This is a genomic window from Actinomadura kijaniata (assembly GCF_014138665.1).
GTDB classification, from domain to species: Bacteria; Actinomycetota; Actinomycetes; order Streptosporangiales; family Streptosporangiaceae; genus Spirillospora; species Spirillospora kijaniata.
Window position 1 is genome coordinate 258,699 of record NZ_JACJIA010000009.1, and the last position, 15,621, is coordinate 274,319.

General features: G+C 74.2%; 15 protein-coding genes. 9 read left to right on the forward strand and 6 right to left on the reverse strand.

Annotation, left to right across the window (positions count from 1 at the left end; all coding sequences use genetic code 11):
• Positions 1-3: 3 nt before the first annotated feature.
• The gene (locus tag HNR61_RS30860; RefSeq protein WP_182846663.1) at positions 4-1,461 is read right to left on the reverse strand and encodes a serine/threonine-protein kinase; all 1,458 of its coding nucleotides are present in this window, start codon (positions 1,459-1,461) and stop codon (positions 4-6) included.
• A gap of 55 nt (positions 1,462-1,516) precedes the next feature.
• Entirely contained in the window at positions 1,517-3,253 is a 1,737-nt protein-coding gene (locus HNR61_RS30865) for an LCP family protein (protein WP_312898177.1), read from the reverse strand.
• Between the two features lie 214 nt (positions 3,254-3,467).
• On the opposite strand from HNR61_RS30865, the gene HNR61_RS30870 reads away from it, so the two are divergent.
• The gene (locus HNR61_RS30870) at positions 3,468-4,517 is read left to right on the forward strand and encodes a glycosyltransferase family 2 protein (RefSeq protein WP_182846664.1); all 1,050 of its coding nucleotides are present in this window, start codon (positions 3,468-3,470) and stop codon (positions 4,515-4,517) included.
• Positions 4,518-4,597: 80 nt separating this feature from the next.
• On the forward strand, positions 4,598-5,269 hold the full coding sequence (locus tag HNR61_RS30875) for a hypothetical protein (RefSeq protein WP_182846665.1): 672 nt from the start codon (positions 4,598-4,600) through the stop codon (positions 5,267-5,269).
• Between the two features lie 3 nt (positions 5,270-5,272).
• Here the strand turns inward: HNR61_RS30875 and HNR61_RS30880 are convergent, their stop codons facing one another.
• Entirely contained in the window at positions 5,273-6,025 is a 753-nt protein-coding gene (locus HNR61_RS30880; RefSeq protein ID WP_182846666.1) for a glycerophosphodiester phosphodiesterase, read from the reverse strand.
• Positions 6,022-6,726 (reverse strand): 2-C-methyl-D-erythritol 4-phosphate cytidylyltransferase, encoded by a 705-nt coding sequence (ispD, locus tag HNR61_RS30885; RefSeq protein WP_182846667.1) that lies wholly within the window; start codon positions 6,724-6,726, stop codon positions 6,022-6,024. Before ispD ends, HNR61_RS30880 begins: the two co-directional genes overlap by 4 nt.
• A 126-nt stretch (positions 6,727-6,852) precedes the next feature.
• Between ispD and HNR61_RS49480 the strand changes: the two genes are divergently transcribed.
• The 6 genes from HNR61_RS49480 (at position 6,853) to HNR61_RS30915 (ending at position 13,202) form a co-directional block, all read left to right on the forward strand.
• Positions 6,853-8,838, forward strand: a complete 1,986-nt coding sequence (locus tag HNR61_RS49480; RefSeq protein WP_182846668.1) for a CDP-alcohol phosphatidyltransferase family protein — start codon at positions 6,853-6,855, stop codon at positions 8,836-8,838.
• Positions 8,835-9,464 (forward strand): DUF5941 domain-containing protein, encoded by a 630-nt coding sequence (locus HNR61_RS49485; RefSeq protein WP_182846669.1) that lies wholly within the window; start codon positions 8,835-8,837, stop codon positions 9,462-9,464. The genes HNR61_RS49480 and HNR61_RS49485 overlap by 4 nt, the downstream gene beginning before the upstream one ends.
• Positions 9,461-10,195 carry a phosphocholine cytidylyltransferase family protein gene (locus HNR61_RS30900; protein ID WP_182846670.1) on the forward strand — a complete coding sequence of 245 codons (735 nt, stop codon included), beginning with the start codon at positions 9,461-9,463 and terminating at the stop codon, positions 10,193-10,195. Before HNR61_RS49485 ends, HNR61_RS30900 begins: the two co-directional genes overlap by 4 nt.
• A 115-nt stretch (positions 10,196-10,310) precedes the next feature.
• A complete protein-coding gene (locus HNR61_RS30905) occupies positions 10,311-11,366 on the forward strand; it encodes an iron-containing alcohol dehydrogenase family protein (RefSeq protein WP_182846798.1) in 1,056 nt (351 codons plus the stop codon).
• Entirely contained in the window at positions 11,356-12,252 is an 897-nt protein-coding gene (locus HNR61_RS30910) for a CDP-alcohol phosphatidyltransferase family protein (RefSeq protein WP_182846671.1), read from the forward strand. Before HNR61_RS30905 ends, HNR61_RS30910 begins: the two co-directional genes overlap by 11 nt.
• A 95-nt stretch (positions 12,253-12,347) precedes the next feature.
• Positions 12,348-13,202 (forward strand): glycosyltransferase family 2 protein, encoded by an 855-nt coding sequence (locus tag HNR61_RS30915; RefSeq protein WP_182846672.1) that lies wholly within the window; start codon positions 12,348-12,350, stop codon positions 13,200-13,202.
• Between the two features lie 64 nt (positions 13,203-13,266).
• On the opposite strand, the gene HNR61_RS30920 is transcribed toward HNR61_RS30915, so the two are convergent.
• Together HNR61_RS30920 and HNR61_RS30925 are read right to left on the reverse strand one after the other, a co-directional pair.
• Positions 13,267-13,902 carry a TetR/AcrR family transcriptional regulator gene (locus HNR61_RS30920; protein ID WP_182846673.1) on the reverse strand — a complete coding sequence of 212 codons (636 nt, stop codon included), beginning with the start codon at positions 13,900-13,902 and terminating at the stop codon, positions 13,267-13,269.
• Between the two features lie 64 nt (positions 13,903-13,966).
• A complete protein-coding gene (locus HNR61_RS30925; RefSeq protein WP_182846674.1) occupies positions 13,967-14,785 on the reverse strand; it encodes an SDR family NAD(P)-dependent oxidoreductase in 819 nt (272 codons plus the stop codon).
• A gap of 162 nt (positions 14,786-14,947) precedes the next feature.
• On the opposite strand from HNR61_RS30925, the gene HNR61_RS30930 reads away from it, so the two are divergent.
• The gene (locus HNR61_RS30930) at positions 14,948-15,499 is read left to right on the forward strand and encodes a TetR/AcrR family transcriptional regulator (RefSeq protein ID WP_182846675.1); all 552 of its coding nucleotides are present in this window, start codon (positions 14,948-14,950) and stop codon (positions 15,497-15,499) included.
• Positions 15,500-15,621: the final 122 nt, after the last annotated feature.

The window sequence follows — 15,621 nt, forward strand, 5'->3', positions numbered from 1 at the left end:
CGGTCAGTCGGCGGGGACGGGCTTGAGGCCGAGGACCGTGACGCCCTGGTGGACGGTGCCCCCGCTGACCTCGAAGTTGCCCTGGAACGTCAGCGCGCCGTGCGCCCAGCCCATGCCGTCCCAGGGGGACCCCGCCCCGCCGATGGCCACCTGGTAGCCGGTGCATTTCTCGTGCGTCGGCCGTTCGCCCGGGGACAGCTTCCCGAAGCACTCCGTCCAGATCGTGAACGTCGCCGAGGTGTGTCCCCGGCTGCCGGCGGTGATCGTGCGGCCCCGGTCGTCCCTGGGCCGCACGTCCTCGGCGAGGCGCGCGGCGATGGCCACCCTGCGGTTGATGTTGTCCGTCAGGAAGGTCCCGAACTTCCTGCCGCCCTCCAGCTGGCCGATCTCTCCGCCGAACGTGGGCCTGGCCGGAGCGGAGACCGTCACCGTCGGTCCCGTGCCCCTGGGGCGCTGGTCGGGGGAGTCGAGGAGGCGGACGCCCAGCGCCGCCCCCAGCACGACGGCCGCGACGGCGGCGCCGGCCACGACGGCGGGCGTGCGGCTCCGGGACCCGGCCTCGGGCGTGACCAGGCCCTGCCTCACCGCCGTGGGGACGTCCGGCGGCACCGGCAGGGTCAGCGCGGAGGTGGCGTCCCGGTAGGCGGGGTCGTCGGTGAACGCGCCCCGCGCCTCGCACCTCTCGGCCAGGCGGGCGGGCGCGGGGCGGGCCGACGGGTCCCCGGCCAGCGCCTCCGCCAGCAGGGCGGCGAGGCGGCCGTCCACGCCGGACAGGTCCAGGTCCCCGTTCAGGGTGCGCAGCAGCACCGCCTCCAGCGGGCCCGTGCCGAACGGCGGCCGGCCCGTCGCCGCGTACGCGACCGTCACCGCCAGCGAGAACACGTCGGCGGCCGGGCCGAACGCCTGCTCCCGCACCACCTCGGGGGCGACGTAGCCGGGGGTGCCGTTCCAGCCGCCCGTCCGGGTGATCTGGGTCTGGTCCTCGCCGCGCGCGATCCCGAAGTCGATCAGCCGGGGGCCGTCGGGGGCGAGCACCACGTTGGCGGGCTTGACGTCGCGGTGCTGCACGCCCTGCCCGTGCACGTCGGCCAGGCCGGAGGCGAGCGCCGCCAGCAGCCGCAGGCACGTGCCGGCGGGCAGCGGCCCGTGCCGCTCCACCGCCTGCCGCAGCGTCGGGCCGGGCACGTACTCGGTGGCCAGCCAGAACGGCGGCGCGTCCAGCCCGGCGGCCACCATCGCCGCCGCGTGCCGGGAGCGGACGCGGGCCACGGTCCGCGCCTCGCGGCGGAACCGGGCCGCCGTCTGCGGGTCGTCGAGGCCGTCCCGCACCACCTTCAGGGCGATGTGCCGCCCGCCGTCGGCCAGCGCCAGGTACACCAGGCCCATGCCGCCCTCGCCGAGGCGGCCCAGCAGCGGGTAGCCGCCGACGGCGGCCGGGTCACCGGGCCGGAGCGGCCGCATGTCGGAACTTCGAGGGGATCACGGCCGGAATGATCTCAGTCCGGCCGCGGTCCCGTCACTTGCAGAGCTTGCCGGTGGCGGTCTCGGCCTCCACCTCGGGGGCGGGCGACGCGGGCTGGTCCCGCTTCTTGGCGACCTTGACCTTCTCCGCGCCGTCCCAGTCCTGGCCCACCAGCACCTGGACGCGGGTCCCCAGGGAGTCGACCTGCTTGAGCCGGGCGCCCGGGATCGCGGCGGCCAGGGTCTTGGCCGACTCGGCGCGGTCCGGGCCGTACTGGATCAGCGTGGTGGCCTGGCCCCGGCGGGCGACGCCCGGCACGACCGTCGTGCGGAAGCCCACGTCGCCGAGCTCGGCGGCGGCGCGGCGGGCCAGGCCCCGGGTGCCGACGGCGTTGAGGACGCGGACCTGGACGTCCTCGGGCGCGACCGTCGGGGCGTCGGGGTCCTCGGTGGCCGTCGGCGACGGCTTGGGCGCGGCCGGCGGCCTGGTCACCGGCTGGTCCCGGGAGATCTTGCCGAACAGCTCGCCCGCGCGCCGCTGGTCCCACAGCACGGTGGACTGGGGCTGGGCGGAGTTCCACAGGGTGGCGTTGTAGCCGGGGTTGGCCAGCGGGACCTTGGCGAAGGTGACGCTGTCGGTCGACAGGTTCTTCATCTGGTTCACCAGGCCCGGCAGGTTCTTCTTCAGCTTCTCGTCCACGCGCAGCGACTTCACGGCCGCGTCCAGGAACCGCGCCGACTTCACCGGGTCGCTGAGCGTCCGGGAGGACAGCGCCTGCTTCATCATCGACGCCATGAACTGCTGCTGCCGGTCGATCCGCCCCAGGTCGCTGCCGCCGGTCAGCGTGTAGCGGGCGCGCGCGAAGCTGAGCGCCTTCAGCCCGTCCAGATGGGACTTGCCCGCCGGGATCTTCAGCCCGCTCTTGGGGTCGTCGATCGCCTGCTCGGTGCACACGTCCACGCCGCCGAGCGCGTCGACCATGCTGACGAAGCCGTAGAAGTTGACCTCGACGTAGTGGTCGATCGCCACGCCCGTCGCCCGCTTGACCGTGTCGACCGTCAGCGTCGGCCCGCCGAACTGGTACGCCCAGGTCAGCTTGCCCGGACGGGCCGAGACCGGCTGCCCCTTCGGCCCCTCCGAGCCGTTCGACCTGTGGGCCGGGATCGTCACGTGGGAGTCGCGCGGCAGGTTCACCACGGTGATCCGGTCGTGGTTGCGGGAGACGTGGACCAGCAGCATCGTGTCGGAGCGCTCGCCCGGCTCGCGGCCCAGCCGCGCCGCCTTCTGCTGCTCGCGGGTGAGGCCCTCGCGCCGGTCCACCCCGGCGACCAGGATCGTCATCGCGCCCTTGGGGTCGTCCCCGCCCCGGCCGAGACCGCCCACCGACACGCTCTTCAGCGCGTCGGACACGTAGTTCTGGAACGCCCACGCCCCGCCCGAGGTCAGCAGCACGAACGCCGACATCCCGCCGGTCACCATCAGGAACCGGCGCTGCCGCCGGGCGTTCATCACCGCGCGCGGGCTCAGCCCCGGCTCCGGCCGCCGCGGGCCGCGCCGCGTCTCCACCGGCACCCGCGGCGCGGGAACGCCGTCGACGGTCACGCCCTCGACCGGCCCGTCACCGTCGGACGCACCGCCCTCGGCGGCGGCGTCACCGCTGCCCGGACGCGGCTTGAAGTACCGCTCCAGCGGGTCGCCGTCGTGCCCGTCTGCCATCGTCGCCGTCGCCTCCCGCAGCTCGCCCCCGGCGTCGTCCGACGCGAGTCGTCCCCACTCTAAAGTGACGGACACCGGGACGTTCGTTACCCGGTGTCCGTGTCGCCGCATTGGCGGAGAGCCCCCTGCGGGAACCGAGGGGAGAGCGCGCGGGATGCTGGTAACGTGGCGCCGTTGTGACCTTCATCCCGGTGTCCCCCGTACCCGGGTCCTGTCACAGGCGAGCGAGCAAGGAAGGAACGTGGCCTTCTCCCGGCACGCCCGGCCGGGACCGGCCCGAGGGACCTGAATGAATCCGTCTCCCCACGCGCACGGCGCCCCCACCGGCGCCCCGCAGGCCGCCGTCGGCGCCCGCACCTGGCCCGCCGTTTCGGTGATCATGCCGGTGCTGAACGAGCAACGCCATCTGGCCGACGCCGTCCGCCGCATCCTCGACCAGGACTATCCCGGCGAGCTGGAACTGGTGCTGGCGATCGGCCCGTCGCGGGACCGCACCGAGGAGATCGCCCGCAAGCTCGCGGCCGAGGACCAGCGGATCAAGGTGGTGGCCAACCCCACCGGCCGCACCCCGAACGGCCTCAACATCGCGATCAAGGCGTCGCTGTACTCGATCATCGTCCGGGTGGACGGGCACTCGCTGCTGCCCGACGACTACGTGCGCGCCGCCGTCGAGACGATGGAGGAGACCGGCGCGGACAACGTCGGCGGGATCATGGCCGCCGAGGGCACCACCTCGTTCGAGAAGGCCGTGGCCCGCGCCATGACCTCCCCGCTGGGGCTGGGCGGCGCGCGGTTCCACACCGGCGGCGAGGCGGGCGAGGTCGAGACGGTCTACCTCGGCACGTTCCGGCGCAGCGCCCTGGAACGCGTCGGCGGCTACGACGAGACGTTCACCCGCGCCCAGGACTGGGAGATGAACCACCGCATCCGCCAGACCGGCGGCAAGGTGTACTTCACCCCCCGGATGCGGGTCGCCTACCGGCCCCGCCCCAACCTGAAGGCGCTGGCCAAGCAGCAGTTCCACACCGGGCGCTGGCGGCGCGTGGTCGGCCGCGAGCACCAGGGCACGCTGAACCTGCGCTACCTGGCCCCGCCGATGGCGGTGGTGGCGATGGCGGCCGGCACGGTCGCGGGAGCGTTCGGCTTCTGGCCCGGCTGGATCCTGCCCGGCGGGTACGCCGCCGCGATCGTCCTCGGCGCGGCCGTGGAGGGCCGGGGCCTGCCGCCGGGCGCGTGGGTGCGGCTGCCGCTGGTGTTCGCCACGATCCACCTGTCGTGGGGCGTGGGCTTCCTGACCAGCCCGCCCGGGCTCGGCCAGCAGAAGCCCGACAAGCGGTGAGCTGATCCGAACCAGGACGCGCCTCCTCACGTCTCAGAGAGGGGCCGGCGGCTCCCGCCGTCGCTCCCTGAGGAGGTGGCATGTCCAACGGTGCGCGGCACGGCCTGGGCGCCGTCGTCGGTCTGATCGCGACGCCGGTGCTGGCGGGCACGCTGATGCTCGGCCTGGAGCGGGCCGTCCGGTACGCCCGGACGTTCGAGCTGATGAGCCTCGAACGCACCGCCGGGCTGGCGCTGCTGGTCGCGGCGGCGGCGCTGGTGGGGCTGCTGGCGGGGTCGCGGCTGTCGCCGCTGGCCTCGCTGATCCCGGGGGCGGCGTTCAGCCTGCACGGGCTGGCGTGGCTTCTGTCGCCCACCATCATGCTCGACATCTTCGGCGACCTGCTCCCCGGACCCCTGAACCGGGGCTACCTGCTGCTCGAACCCCAGGGCGTCGGGACGCTGCTCGGGGTGGCGCTGCTGGTCGCCTCGTTCCCGCCGTCGCGGTGGCGGAGCGGCCGGACGGGCCCACCGCCCGCCGTGCCCCCGCACGCCGCCATGGCCTCGCAGGGCGCGGTTCCGCCGCTCGCCGACCCCGGACGCCCGGACCGGCCCGAGCGCCCGGCCATGCCGTTCGGCCCGCCGCCCGCCGGGCCGCCGCGGTCCGGACCCGGGCAGGACACGCCGCCGCACCCGCCGCACCGGGCGGCCCGCCACGACGACGATGACGACGAGGGACCCGGCGAGTGGACGCGGATCTACGGCGGTCGTTGACGGTCAGCCCGTCAGCGCCGCCACCGCGCCGGGAACGTCGTTGACGACCAGCGCGTCCACACCCGCCTTGGCGTAGTCCACGGCGGCCTCCGGCTTCGGGCACCAGACCAGGACCTCCAGGTCCGCCTTGTGCGCCACGTCCACCACGTGGTCCAGCGGACGCAGCCGGGTGTCGGGGTGCTCGAAGCCGCACGAGGCCGTGTGCACGCCGACCGCCTGGAACCCCAGCCCCGCCGCCGCGGGCACGCCGTGCCACAGCGGGAACCGCAGCCACGTCAGCAGCCCCACCGGGACCTCGGGGACCTCCTCGCGCAGGAACGTCAGCAGCGACGGGTCGAACGACGTCACCAGCAGCGGCCGCCGCGCCGCCTCCCGCCGCAGCACCGGGGCCAGCAGCGCCCCGGTCCGCCGCGCCGGGGCGTCCACCGCGTCCTCCAGCACCGTCTTGACGTCCACGTCCACCGGGACGCCCGGCGGCAGCGCGTCGAACACCTCCACCAGCCGGGGCAGCCCGCTGGCGGCGGCGGTCGCCTCGACCAGGAAGCCGCCGTCGGCGCCGGTCGGGTCGTGCCGCAGCACCAGGTCGTCGTCGGCGGTGCGGGTCACGTCGATCTCGACCCAGTCCGCGCCCGCCTCCAGCGCGGCGAGGATCGACGGGAGCGTGTTCTCGGCGACGGTCGCGCCGTCGGGGGTCGTGACGTCTCCGGAGCCGGAGCCGCGGTGGCCGACGACGGCGGGCGGGGTGTTGAAGATCACTGGGCCTCCGGGGGGTTCTCGGTGGCGAGGTGTTCGGCGATCACGATGTCCAGCGGGTGGGTGACCTTGAGATTGCGTTCGCTGCCCGCCACCACCCGGACGGGCACGTCCGGAAGATAGCGGTGCACGATGCCGCAGTCGTCGGTGGCGCGCAGGCCGGGGTCGGCGAGGGCCAGCTCGTAGGCCTTGCGGACGGTGTCCAGGCGGAAGCCCTGCGGGGTCTGGAAGCGCAGCAGCGTCTCGCGCGGCGGCATCGCGGCGACCACGCCGCCGGCGACCTCCACGATCGTGTCGGAGGACGGCACCCCGACGGCCACGGCCGCCTCGGTCTCCAGGGCCGCCAGCACCCGGTCGATGGTCGCGCGGTCCACGAACGGCCGCGCCGCGTCGTGGAACAGCACCCGCGTGTCCCCGGGATGGTCGGCCAGGGCCCGCAGGGCGGCGGCCGTGGAGGCGGTGCGGGTGTCGCCGCCCTCGATCACCCGGGACGCCTTGCCGAACGGCTCGGCGATCGCGGCGGCGGTCGGCAGGTGCCCGGCCGCCATCACCACCAGCACCTCGTCCACGTCCGGATGCCGGTCGAACGCCTCGATCGACAGCGCCAGGATGGGCCGGCCGCCGACCTCGATGAGCTGCTTGGGCGTGGCCGCGCCCATCCGCTGCCCGACGCCGCCCGCCAGCACCACCGCAACCGTCCGCATCTGCTTCCCACTTCCCTCGTCCCCGGGGCTCCATGCCCGGAGATCCGTCACATCGAATGCGTCGAGTCGTCGAGCCGCTACGCTGTGCAATCGCCCGTTCCCAGTCCCGACCCGGCGGAGGCGCCGATGACCGTAGCGGTGATCATCGCGACCGGACGGGCCGCGGGGCCCGGGGATCCCCGGCCCGCGGCCGCGCTGCCCTGGGGGAGCGGCCCGGAGGCCCCCACCCTGCTGGCCCGGCTGCGGGAGCAGCTCGCCGGGCTCAACGTACCGGACCCGCAGGTCCTCACCCGGCCGGAGTTCGCGCCGCTGCTGCGCAAGGACGGCCACGACGTGACCGAGTGCGCCGACCCCGCCGCCGACCTCACCGAGATCGCCCGCCTGGCCCGGCGCGGCACCGGCGCGCCCCTGCTCCTGCTCCCGGGCGACCTGGCGATCAGCACCGAACTGCTGACCCGGCTGATCCACGACGAGAAGGACCCGGCGGCGGCCATCACCGTCCCCCTGGAGCCACCCGGGCCCCCGACCGGCGAACCCGCCACGGACCCGCCGAACGACCGTCCATCGGCCCGCGTCATCCCGCCCCCCACTCCCACCGAACCCACTGAACCCCGCACGCCCGCCCCCGAGCCCGCCGAGCCCACGCCCGAGCCCACCACGCCCCCTGCCGGACCCGCCATACCCGGTCCCGCCACGCCTGGTCCCGCTACACCTGCTTCCGCGCCCAGCACGGCCAGTCCCGCGACCGCCGTGCCCGGCCCCGCGACCGCCGTGCCCGGCCCCGCGACCGCCGCGTCCGGTCCCGCGACCGCCGTGCCTGGCCCCGAGGCAGCCGTGCCCGGTCCCGAGGCCGCCGCGTCCGGGGCTGAGGCCGCTGCGCCTGCTTCCGCGTCCGCTGCGCCTGCTTCCGCGTCCGCCGTATCTGGTCACGCGCCCATCGCGCCCGGCCCCGAGGCCGACGGGTCCGGGGCGGTGCGGTCGGATGGTCACGGCACCGCGGTCGTGCGGGTCGAGCGGGGGCGGGTCGTCTCGGCCGGGTCGTCCCGGCATCGGGTCAGCGGTCCCAACGCCGCCTTCCCCGGTGTGCTGCGCGTCGGCCGTACCCGGCTGGAGGAGCTGGCGGAGATCGCCGAGAGGCTGGCGATCCTGCTGGAGGTCCCCAGCGCGATGCCCCTCCTGCCGGGCGCCGCGCGCGAGGCCGAGGCCGTCGAGCTGCTGCTCGTCGGACTGGTCCGCTCCGGCGTCCCGGTCGCCGACCGCTCCGACCCTCGGCTGGCGTGCGTGCGCGCCGACGACCAGCACGCCGCCCACGCCGCGCACGCGGCCGTCACCGCGGTGGACGAGGACCGGGTGCGGCTGCGCGCGGCGGTCAAGGGCGACGACGGGTTCTTCGCGACCTACGCGGTCAGCGGCTACTCGCCGTTCCTGGTGCGCCTGGCCGCCCGGCGGGGGCTCACCCCCAACACCGTCACCTGCATGTCCATGGGCCTGGCGGTGCTGGCGGCGGTGTGGTTCGCCGACGGGACCCGCACCGGGATGGTCATCGGGTCCGCCCTGTTCCACCTGTCGTTCGTGCTGGACTGCGTGGACGGCCAGCTCGCCCGCTACACGCGGCGGTTCAGCCCGCTCGGCGCGTGGCTGGACGCGGTCTTCGACCGGGCCAAGGAGTACGCCGTGTACGCCGGGCTGGCGGTCGGCGCGGGCGTCGCGGCGGTCGGCGACCCGGTCCACGCGGGCGACGTGTGGCCGCTGGCGGTGGCCGCGATGGCGCTCCAGACCGTCCGCCACATGATCGACTTCTCGTTCGGCGCGCGCGCGGAGAGCCCGGCGGACCCGCCGCGGGTGATCCCGCTCACCGTCCGCGACGACGCGCGCGACCCCGGCCCGGAGCCGGGCGGCGTGGCCCGGCTGTCGGCGCGGACCTCCCGGGTCCGGGCGCTGCACTGGGCCAAGAAGACGGTCACCCTGCCGATCGGGGAGCGGTTCGCGCTGGTCGCGGTGACCGCCGCCGTCGGCGACGCCCGGTGGACGTTCACGGCCCTGCTGCTGTGGGGCGGGCTCGCCGCCGCCTACACCCTGACCGGACGAGTGCTGAGGACGATCTCCCGATGACCGCGCCCGCCCTTCCCGCCCCCGCGGACCCCGCCCCGCTGCGCCGCTACCGCGACGACGGGCCGCTCTGCCTGGTCCTGGGCGGCCTCGCGCGGGGCCAGCTCCCGCCGCTGCCCGGCATGCTCGTCGCGCTGGCCGTCACCACGTTGCTGCTGGTCACCGGGGTGGGGGAGCAGCAGACGCCCGCGCTGTTCGCGCCGGTGGCGGCGCTGCTGCTGACCGGGCCCGCCGCGACCCACCCGCACCGCGGCCGGCTGGACTGGCTCGTCCCGCCCGGAATCCGCGCGATCGAGTATGGTTACCTCGCTGTATTGGGGTTCGCGCAGAACGTGTCGGCGCCGCTGGTCTTCGTGCTGCTCGCCGTTCTGGCGTTCCACCATTACGACACGGTGTACCGCACCCGCCAGGGGCTCCGCGCGCCGGAGTGGCTCTTCCGCGCCGGACTCGGCTGGGAGGGCCGGATGCTCCTTGTAGCCTTTCTCGGGCTCTCCGGACTCCTCCCGTTCGCGTACGCTTCACTTGCCGCTTACCTTGGCGTGTTGTTCGCGGGTGAGAGCGCCGTGTCATGGGCGCGTACCGGTCGCGGCAGCGGCGTGATGGTCGATCTGGAGGAAGAGAACACATGATCGGGATGGTGCTCGCGGCGGGAGCCGGGCGGCGACTGCGCCCCTACACCGACACACTGCCCAAGGCCCTGGTACCGGTCGATGGGGACACGACCATCCTGGACATCGCGCTGGGCAACCTCGCCGAGGTCGGCCTGACCGACGTGGTCATCGTCGTCGGGTACTGCGCGGGCGCGGTCGAGGAGCGCAAGGCCGCCCTGGAGGAGAGGTACGGCGTCTCCATCACCCTCGTGCACAACGACAAGGCCGAGGAGTGGAACAACGCCTACTCCATGTGGCTGGCCCGCGAGCACTTCGCCAAGGGCGTCCTGATGGTGAACGGCGACACCGTGCACCCGGTGAGCGTCGAGAAGACCCTGCTCGCCGGCCGCGGCAAGTCCGACATCCTGCTCGCGGTCGACGACGTGAAGAAGCTGGCCGACGAGGAGATGAAGGTCATCCTCGACGGCGAGGGCCACCTGTCGAAGATCACCAAGCTGATGGACCCGGCCGACGCCGCCGGCGAGTACATCGGCGCCACGCTGCTGGAGCCCGCCGCCGCCGAGGCCCTCGCCGACGCCCTGAAGGCGACCTGGGAGGCCGACCCCGACCAGTACTACGAGGACGGCTACCAGGAGCTCGTCAACCGCGGCTTCGCGATCTCCGTCGCGCCGATCGGCGAGGTGGCCTGGGTCGAGGTGGACAACCACGACGACCTGAACAAGGCCCGCGAGATCGCCAAGAGCTACTAGCGGACGTTCGCGGCCGTCGCATGGAGCATCCCCCGGGCCTCCGTGCGGCGGCCCGTCCGTCTGCTCCGCCGACCATCGACCCGACCGAGGAAGGCACATGCCCCTGCTGTCGCGGATGCTGAACGCACCGCTGTCCATCGACGTCCGCCGCGGCGCCATCGCGGGCCTGGGCGACCTTCTCGCCGACCGGCGCATCGCCACCGAGGGGCGGGTGGCCATCGCCGTCGGACCCGGCCAGGGCGACCAGATCGCCGAGCACGTCCGGCCGTCGCTGAGCCAGTGCGAGGTGTTCCACGTCGACGGCGGCACCGTGGACGCGGCCGTGAGCCTGGGCACCAGGCTGCGCGCCGGCTCCTACGAGGCGGTCGTCGGCATCGGCGGCGGCCGCACCATCGACGCCACCAAGTACGCCGCCACCCTGTCGGGCATCCCGATGGTGTCGGTCGCCACCAACCTCTCCCACGACGGCATCTGCTCGCCGGTCGCCTCCCTGACCCACGAGAAGGGCAAGGGGTCGTTCGGCGTGGTCATGCCGCTGGCGATGGTGGTGGACCTGGACTACGTGCGGGCCGCCCCCGACCGCCTGGTGCGCGCCGGGATCGGCGACGTGGTCAGCAACTTCTCCGCCGTCGACGACTGGCTGCTGGCGGCCGAGGAGTGCGGCGAGCGCGTCGACCGCATGGCGCTGACCGTCGCGCGCACCGCCGCCGAGGCGCTGCTGCACCAGCCCGAGTCGATCGAGTCCGACCGGTTCCTGACCGTGCTGGCCGAGGGGCTGGTGCTGTCGGGCATGGCGATGTCGTTCGCGGGGGACTCGCGGCCGGCGTCCGGCGGCGACCACGAGATCCTGCACGCGATCGACCAGCTGTTCCCCGGGACCGCCAACCACGGGGAACTCGCGGGCATCGGCGCGGCGTTCTGCTATCACCTGCGCTCCACGCACCTGGGGTCCGGCGCCGAACGGCTCACCGAGATCCTGACCTGCCTGGAGCGTCACGGACTGCCGCGTTTCCCCTCCGATGTGGGGTTGAGCGTGGAACAGTTCACCGAGGCGGTCCTGTACGCGCCGAACACCCGGCCGGGCCGCTATACGATTTTGGAGCATCTCGGGCTCGACAAGGACGCGACCCGCGAGGCGGTGGAGGAGTATGTCCGGGCCTATGGAGACTGAGCGGACCGCGCCGGAGGCCGTCCCCCCGGCCGACGGACCTCCCCCCGGCGGCGGCATCCGGGCCGGTGACGACCTGCGGCCCTCGCGCAAGCACGCGAAGGTCGCCGACGTGCGCCGGTACGGGCAGCCGCCCGGCCTGAAGGAGCGGCGCAACGAGGAGCACTGGGCCGGTCGCCTGTACATGCGCGACCTGTCGCCGCTCTTCTCCTGGGTGGCGCTGCGGATGGGCTTCAGCCCCAACCAGCTCACCTACCTGATGATGATCAGCGGGGTGCTGGCGGGCGTGGTGGTGTCGCTGCCGTCCGGGCCCGGCACGGGCGGGCTGTGGACGGCGCTGGGCGGCGCGCTGCTCATCCAGGTGTACCTGCTGCTGGACTGCGTGGACGGCGAGGTCGCCCGCTACCTGCGGCAGACGTCGGTGGCCGGGGTGTTCCTGGACCGCATCGGCCACTACCTGTCGGAGATCGCGCTGCTGATCGGCCTGGGCTTCGCCGCGCAGGGCGCCTGGACCAGCGGCGGCTACGTCGAGCTCGGCATGGTCGCCGCGATCGGCGCGGCGCTGATCAAGGCCGAGACCGACAACGTGGTGGTGGCCCGCGCCAAGTCGGGCCTGCCCGCCGACCCGGCCGGCGGCGACCGCGCGCTGCGCCCGCGCTCCACCCGGATCGCGCTGGCCCGGCAGGCGGCCTCCATGCTGCGCTTCCACCGCATCATCGGCGCGGTCGAGCTGTCGCTGCTGATCGCGGCGGCGGCGGCGGTCGATCTGCTGATCGACGCCCGGACCCCCGTGGCGCTGCGGGTGCTGACCGTCGCCGTCGCGGCCGTCGCGGTCCTCCAGACCCTGCTGCACCTGATCAGCATTCTCGCCTCCCGGAGACTTAAGTGAGCTCTACCCTGGACGAAGGCGCTGCGCAGCCGCAGAACGAGCCTTTTCGTCCCCGCGCAGGCGGGGGTGTTTCGCTTTCCGTCATCGTCCTGACGATGGGGAACCGGCCCGAGGAACTGGCCCGCGCGGTGCGCAGCGCCCTGGACCAGGAGCATGTGGACGTCGAGGTCGTCCTGGTCGGCAACGGCGTCGACCCGGTGGGCGACCAGGCGGAGAAGGACCCGTTCGACGACCCGCGCGTCCGGACGGTCGCGCTGCCGAAGAACGTCGGGATCCCGGCCGGCCGCAACCGGGGCGTGGAGGCGTCGTCGGGCGAGGTGATCCTGTTCCTGGACGACGACGGCTGGTACCGCTCGACGCGGCTCGGCGCGCACGTCCGGGACCGGTTCACGGCCGAGCCGGACCTCGGGATCATCTCGTTCCGCGTCCGTGACCCCGAGGGCGGCCGGGGCGAGCGCCGGCACGTGCCGCGCCTGCGCGCGGGGGACCCGGAGCGGTCCTCGGAGGTGACGACGTTCCTGGGCGGGGCGTGCGCGGTGCGGCGCGCCGCCTGGGACGCGGGCGGCGGCCTGCCCGAGGACTTCTTCTACGCGCACGAAGAGACGGACCTCGCCTGGCAGGTCCTCGACGCGGGCTACCGGATCGTGTACGACGCCGCGGCGGTGATGTTCCACCCGGCGGTGCTGCCGACGCGGCACGAGATGTTCTACCGCTACAACGCCCGCAACCGCGTGTGGCTGGCCCGCCGCAACCTGCCGTGGCCGCTGGCGTTCGCGTACCTGGCGGTGTGGGTCGCGATGACCCTGCTGCGGGAGCGCGGGATGAGCGCGCTGCGGCCGTGGTTCAAGGGGTTCGCCGAGGGGTGGCGCAAGCCCGCCGGGCGGCGCCGCCCGATCTCGTGGCGGACCGCCTGGCGCATGACGCTGACGGGCCGCCCGCCCATCATCTGACCCGGCACGACCGACGCCCGCCGCGGACGCCCGCGGCGGGCGTCCGCGTTCTGCGGCGTTCGCGTCAGCGGGTCACCGAGGACAGGATCAGGTGGGTCAGCTCGGCGGTGATCGCGTCCAGGGGGATGTCCTGGCCGCGCGCCGACCAGTGGTGGACGAGGTTGTTGACCGCGCCGATCAGGGCGATGGCCGTCAGCCGGTAGTCGCGGTCGGGGGCCTCGTCGCGGGCCACGGCCTGGTCGATCAGGGAGAGGATGGTCTGCGCCCAGCGTTCGCGCAGCTCCAGCCGGCGCCGCTCCAGGTCGGGGCTGACCCCGATGACCTCCACGAACCCGAGCCGGGCCCAGCGGGGGTCGCCCGCGTGGGTGGTCACGAACGCGCGCACGGCGCGTTCCACGCGTTCGGGGAGGTCGGCGTCGGACGCGGCGGCGTACGCCTCGGCGACGGCGGCGAGGGAGCGTTCGTTGAGCCGCCGGAACAGGGCGAGCAGCAGTTCCTCGCGGCCGCCGAACTCCTCGTAGAAGTTGCGGGTGGAGACCCCGGCGGTGGTGCAGAGGCGTTCGATGGAGGTGGCGGCGTACCCGCGGGTGCCGAACAGCTCCAGGCCGGCCCGCATGAGGCGGTCGCGCCGTTCGGCCCGCCGCTCCTCGGCGGAGCGGCCGCCGTAGCCGCGTTTGGGGGCGGGGTTCCGGCCGCTCATGGACCTCCTTCGGGCGTGCTGCGCCCAGCGTAGCCAGGGGAGGGGAGTGGCCGGGACGGGGCGTTCACCCGGCCTGCTCCGCGGTCTTCGGGGGGCCGGCCGGGGCGTCGAGGACCTTGCGGGTGACGCGTTCGGCGATGGCGGCGACCAGGGTGCGGGGGCGGCGCGGCGTCAGGTGAGCGCCCAGGGCGTTGCCGAGGCCGGGGGTGACGTAGGCGCGGTCGCGGTCGAGGGCGCGCAGCGCGGCGCTCACCACCGGGCGCGGGGCCGTCATGGAGCCGGTGACCGCGGCCTTGCGGGTGCCGATGGTGTCGAAGAAGCCGGTCTCGACGGGGCCGGGGCACAGGGTCAGCACCCGGATGCCGCGTTTCCGGTACTCCTGGCGCAGCGCGAGGCCGAAGTTGAGCACGAAGGTCTTGGTGGACGCGTAGACGGCGAAGTACGGGGCGGGCTGGAAGGCGGCGGTGGAGGCGACGTTGACGATCGAGCCGCCGCCGCGCCGGAGCATGCCGGGCAGCAGTTCGTGGGTGAGGTCGACGAGCGCGACGACGTTGACCATGAGCTGGTCGTGGTCCCGCTCCCCGGGGATGTCCTCGAAGCGGCCGCAGGTGCCGAACCCGGCGTTGTTGACCAGCAGGTCGACGTGCAGGCCGCGGCGGGCCAGCTCCGCGCCGACCCGGCGTCCCGCGTCGGGTTCGGAGAGGTCCTGGACCAGGACGTGGGCGCGGACGCCGTGCTCGGCCGAGAGGCGTTCGGCGAGGGCGACGAGCCTGTCGCCGGACCGCGCGAGCAGGACGAGGTCGTTCCCGCGGGCCGCGAGCTGGGTGGCGAACTCCTCGCCGAGCCCGGAGGAGGCGCCGGTCACAAGGGCGGTGGTCTGCATGGTGGTGCTCCTTCGTCTCGCTGGCAACTGATTCGAGACAGTACACGTTTCTGGGCTAACTGCAACAGTGATGATGCAGATAAGTGGATTGCTGGCACCTTGGTGTATCGTCTGGCCGGGCCGCTCGCGTGGGGGCGCCGTGGAACGGACAGGGGACGAACGTTGAGAGCTGACGCGGAGCGCAGCGTGCGCGCCATCCTGGAGGCGGCCGAGGCCCTGCTCGCCGAGGACCCCAACGCCTCCATGGAGCAGATCGCGGCGGCCGCCGGAGTGGCCCGCACCACCATCCACCGGCGCTTCGCCAGCAGGCAGGCGCTGGTCGAGGAGCTGGCGGCCTCCGCGGCCCGGCGGCTCGCCCAGGCGGTGGAGGACGGGCGGCCCGACACCGCCCCGCCGCTGGTCGCCCTGCACCGGATCACGGCCAACGTGTTGCAGGTCAAGAGCGCCTGGGGCTTCGCCCTCGGGCTCCCGGCGGCGCCCGGCGGCCCGGCCGACGTCCTGCACCGGGACATCGCCGACCGCTGCCTGGCGCTGTTCACCCGCGCCCGGCGGGACGGGCTCATCGACGCGGCGGCCGACCTCGACTGGGTGCGCCGGGTCTACTACGCCCTCATCGGGGAGGCCCTGCACGGCGACACCGGCGACACCGACCCGGACACCCTCGCCGTCCGCGTCGTCGACAGCCTCCTGTACGGCGCCGCGCCGCGTCCCTGAACGCCGGCCTCCGCGCACGCGTCGTGATCGGTGATGCGAATTCCCGTCACTCCTTATTTTGTGACATCCCATTCCCGGAGACCGGCGCCACGAAATTGATTCATCTCGTCGCCGCAGCTCAG

Excerpts from the sequence above, each read along its gene's own strand:
- HNR61_RS30860 (WP_182846663.1), bottom strand. The coding sequence starts at position 1,461 with ATGCGGCCGCTCCGGCCCGGTGACCCGGCCGCCGTCGGCGGCTACCCG.
- HNR61_RS30870 (WP_182846664.1), top strand. The coding sequence starts at position 3,468 with ATGAATCCGTCTCCCCACGCGCACGGCGCCCCCACCGGCGCCCCGCAG.
- HNR61_RS30875 (WP_182846665.1), top strand. The coding sequence starts at position 4,598 with ATGTCCAACGGTGCGCGGCACGGCCTGGGCGCCGTCGTCGGTCTGATC.
- ispD (WP_182846667.1), bottom strand. The coding sequence starts at position 6,726 with ATGCGGACGGTTGCGGTGGTGCTGGCGGGCGGCGTCGGGCAGCGGATG.
- HNR61_RS49480 (WP_182846668.1), top strand. The coding sequence starts at position 6,853 with ATGACCGTAGCGGTGATCATCGCGACCGGACGGGCCGCGGGGCCCGGG.
- HNR61_RS49485 (WP_182846669.1), top strand. The coding sequence starts at position 8,835 with ATGACCGCGCCCGCCCTTCCCGCCCCCGCGGACCCCGCCCCGCTGCGC.
- HNR61_RS30900 (WP_182846670.1), top strand. The coding sequence starts at position 9,461 with ATGATCGGGATGGTGCTCGCGGCGGGAGCCGGGCGGCGACTGCGCCCC.
- HNR61_RS30905 (WP_182846798.1), top strand. The coding sequence starts at position 10,311 with ATGCTGAACGCACCGCTGTCCATCGACGTCCGCCGCGGCGCCATCGCG.
- HNR61_RS30910 (WP_182846671.1), top strand. The coding sequence starts at position 11,356 with ATGGAGACTGAGCGGACCGCGCCGGAGGCCGTCCCCCCGGCCGACGGA.
- HNR61_RS30915 (WP_182846672.1), top strand. The coding sequence starts at position 12,348 with ATGGGGAACCGGCCCGAGGAACTGGCCCGCGCGGTGCGCAGCGCCCTG.
- HNR61_RS30920 (WP_182846673.1), bottom strand. The coding sequence starts at position 13,902 with ATGAGCGGCCGGAACCCCGCCCCCAAACGCGGCTACGGCGGCCGCTCC.
- HNR61_RS30925 (WP_182846674.1), bottom strand. The coding sequence starts at position 14,785 with ATGCAGACCACCGCCCTTGTGACCGGCGCCTCCTCCGGGCTCGGCGAG.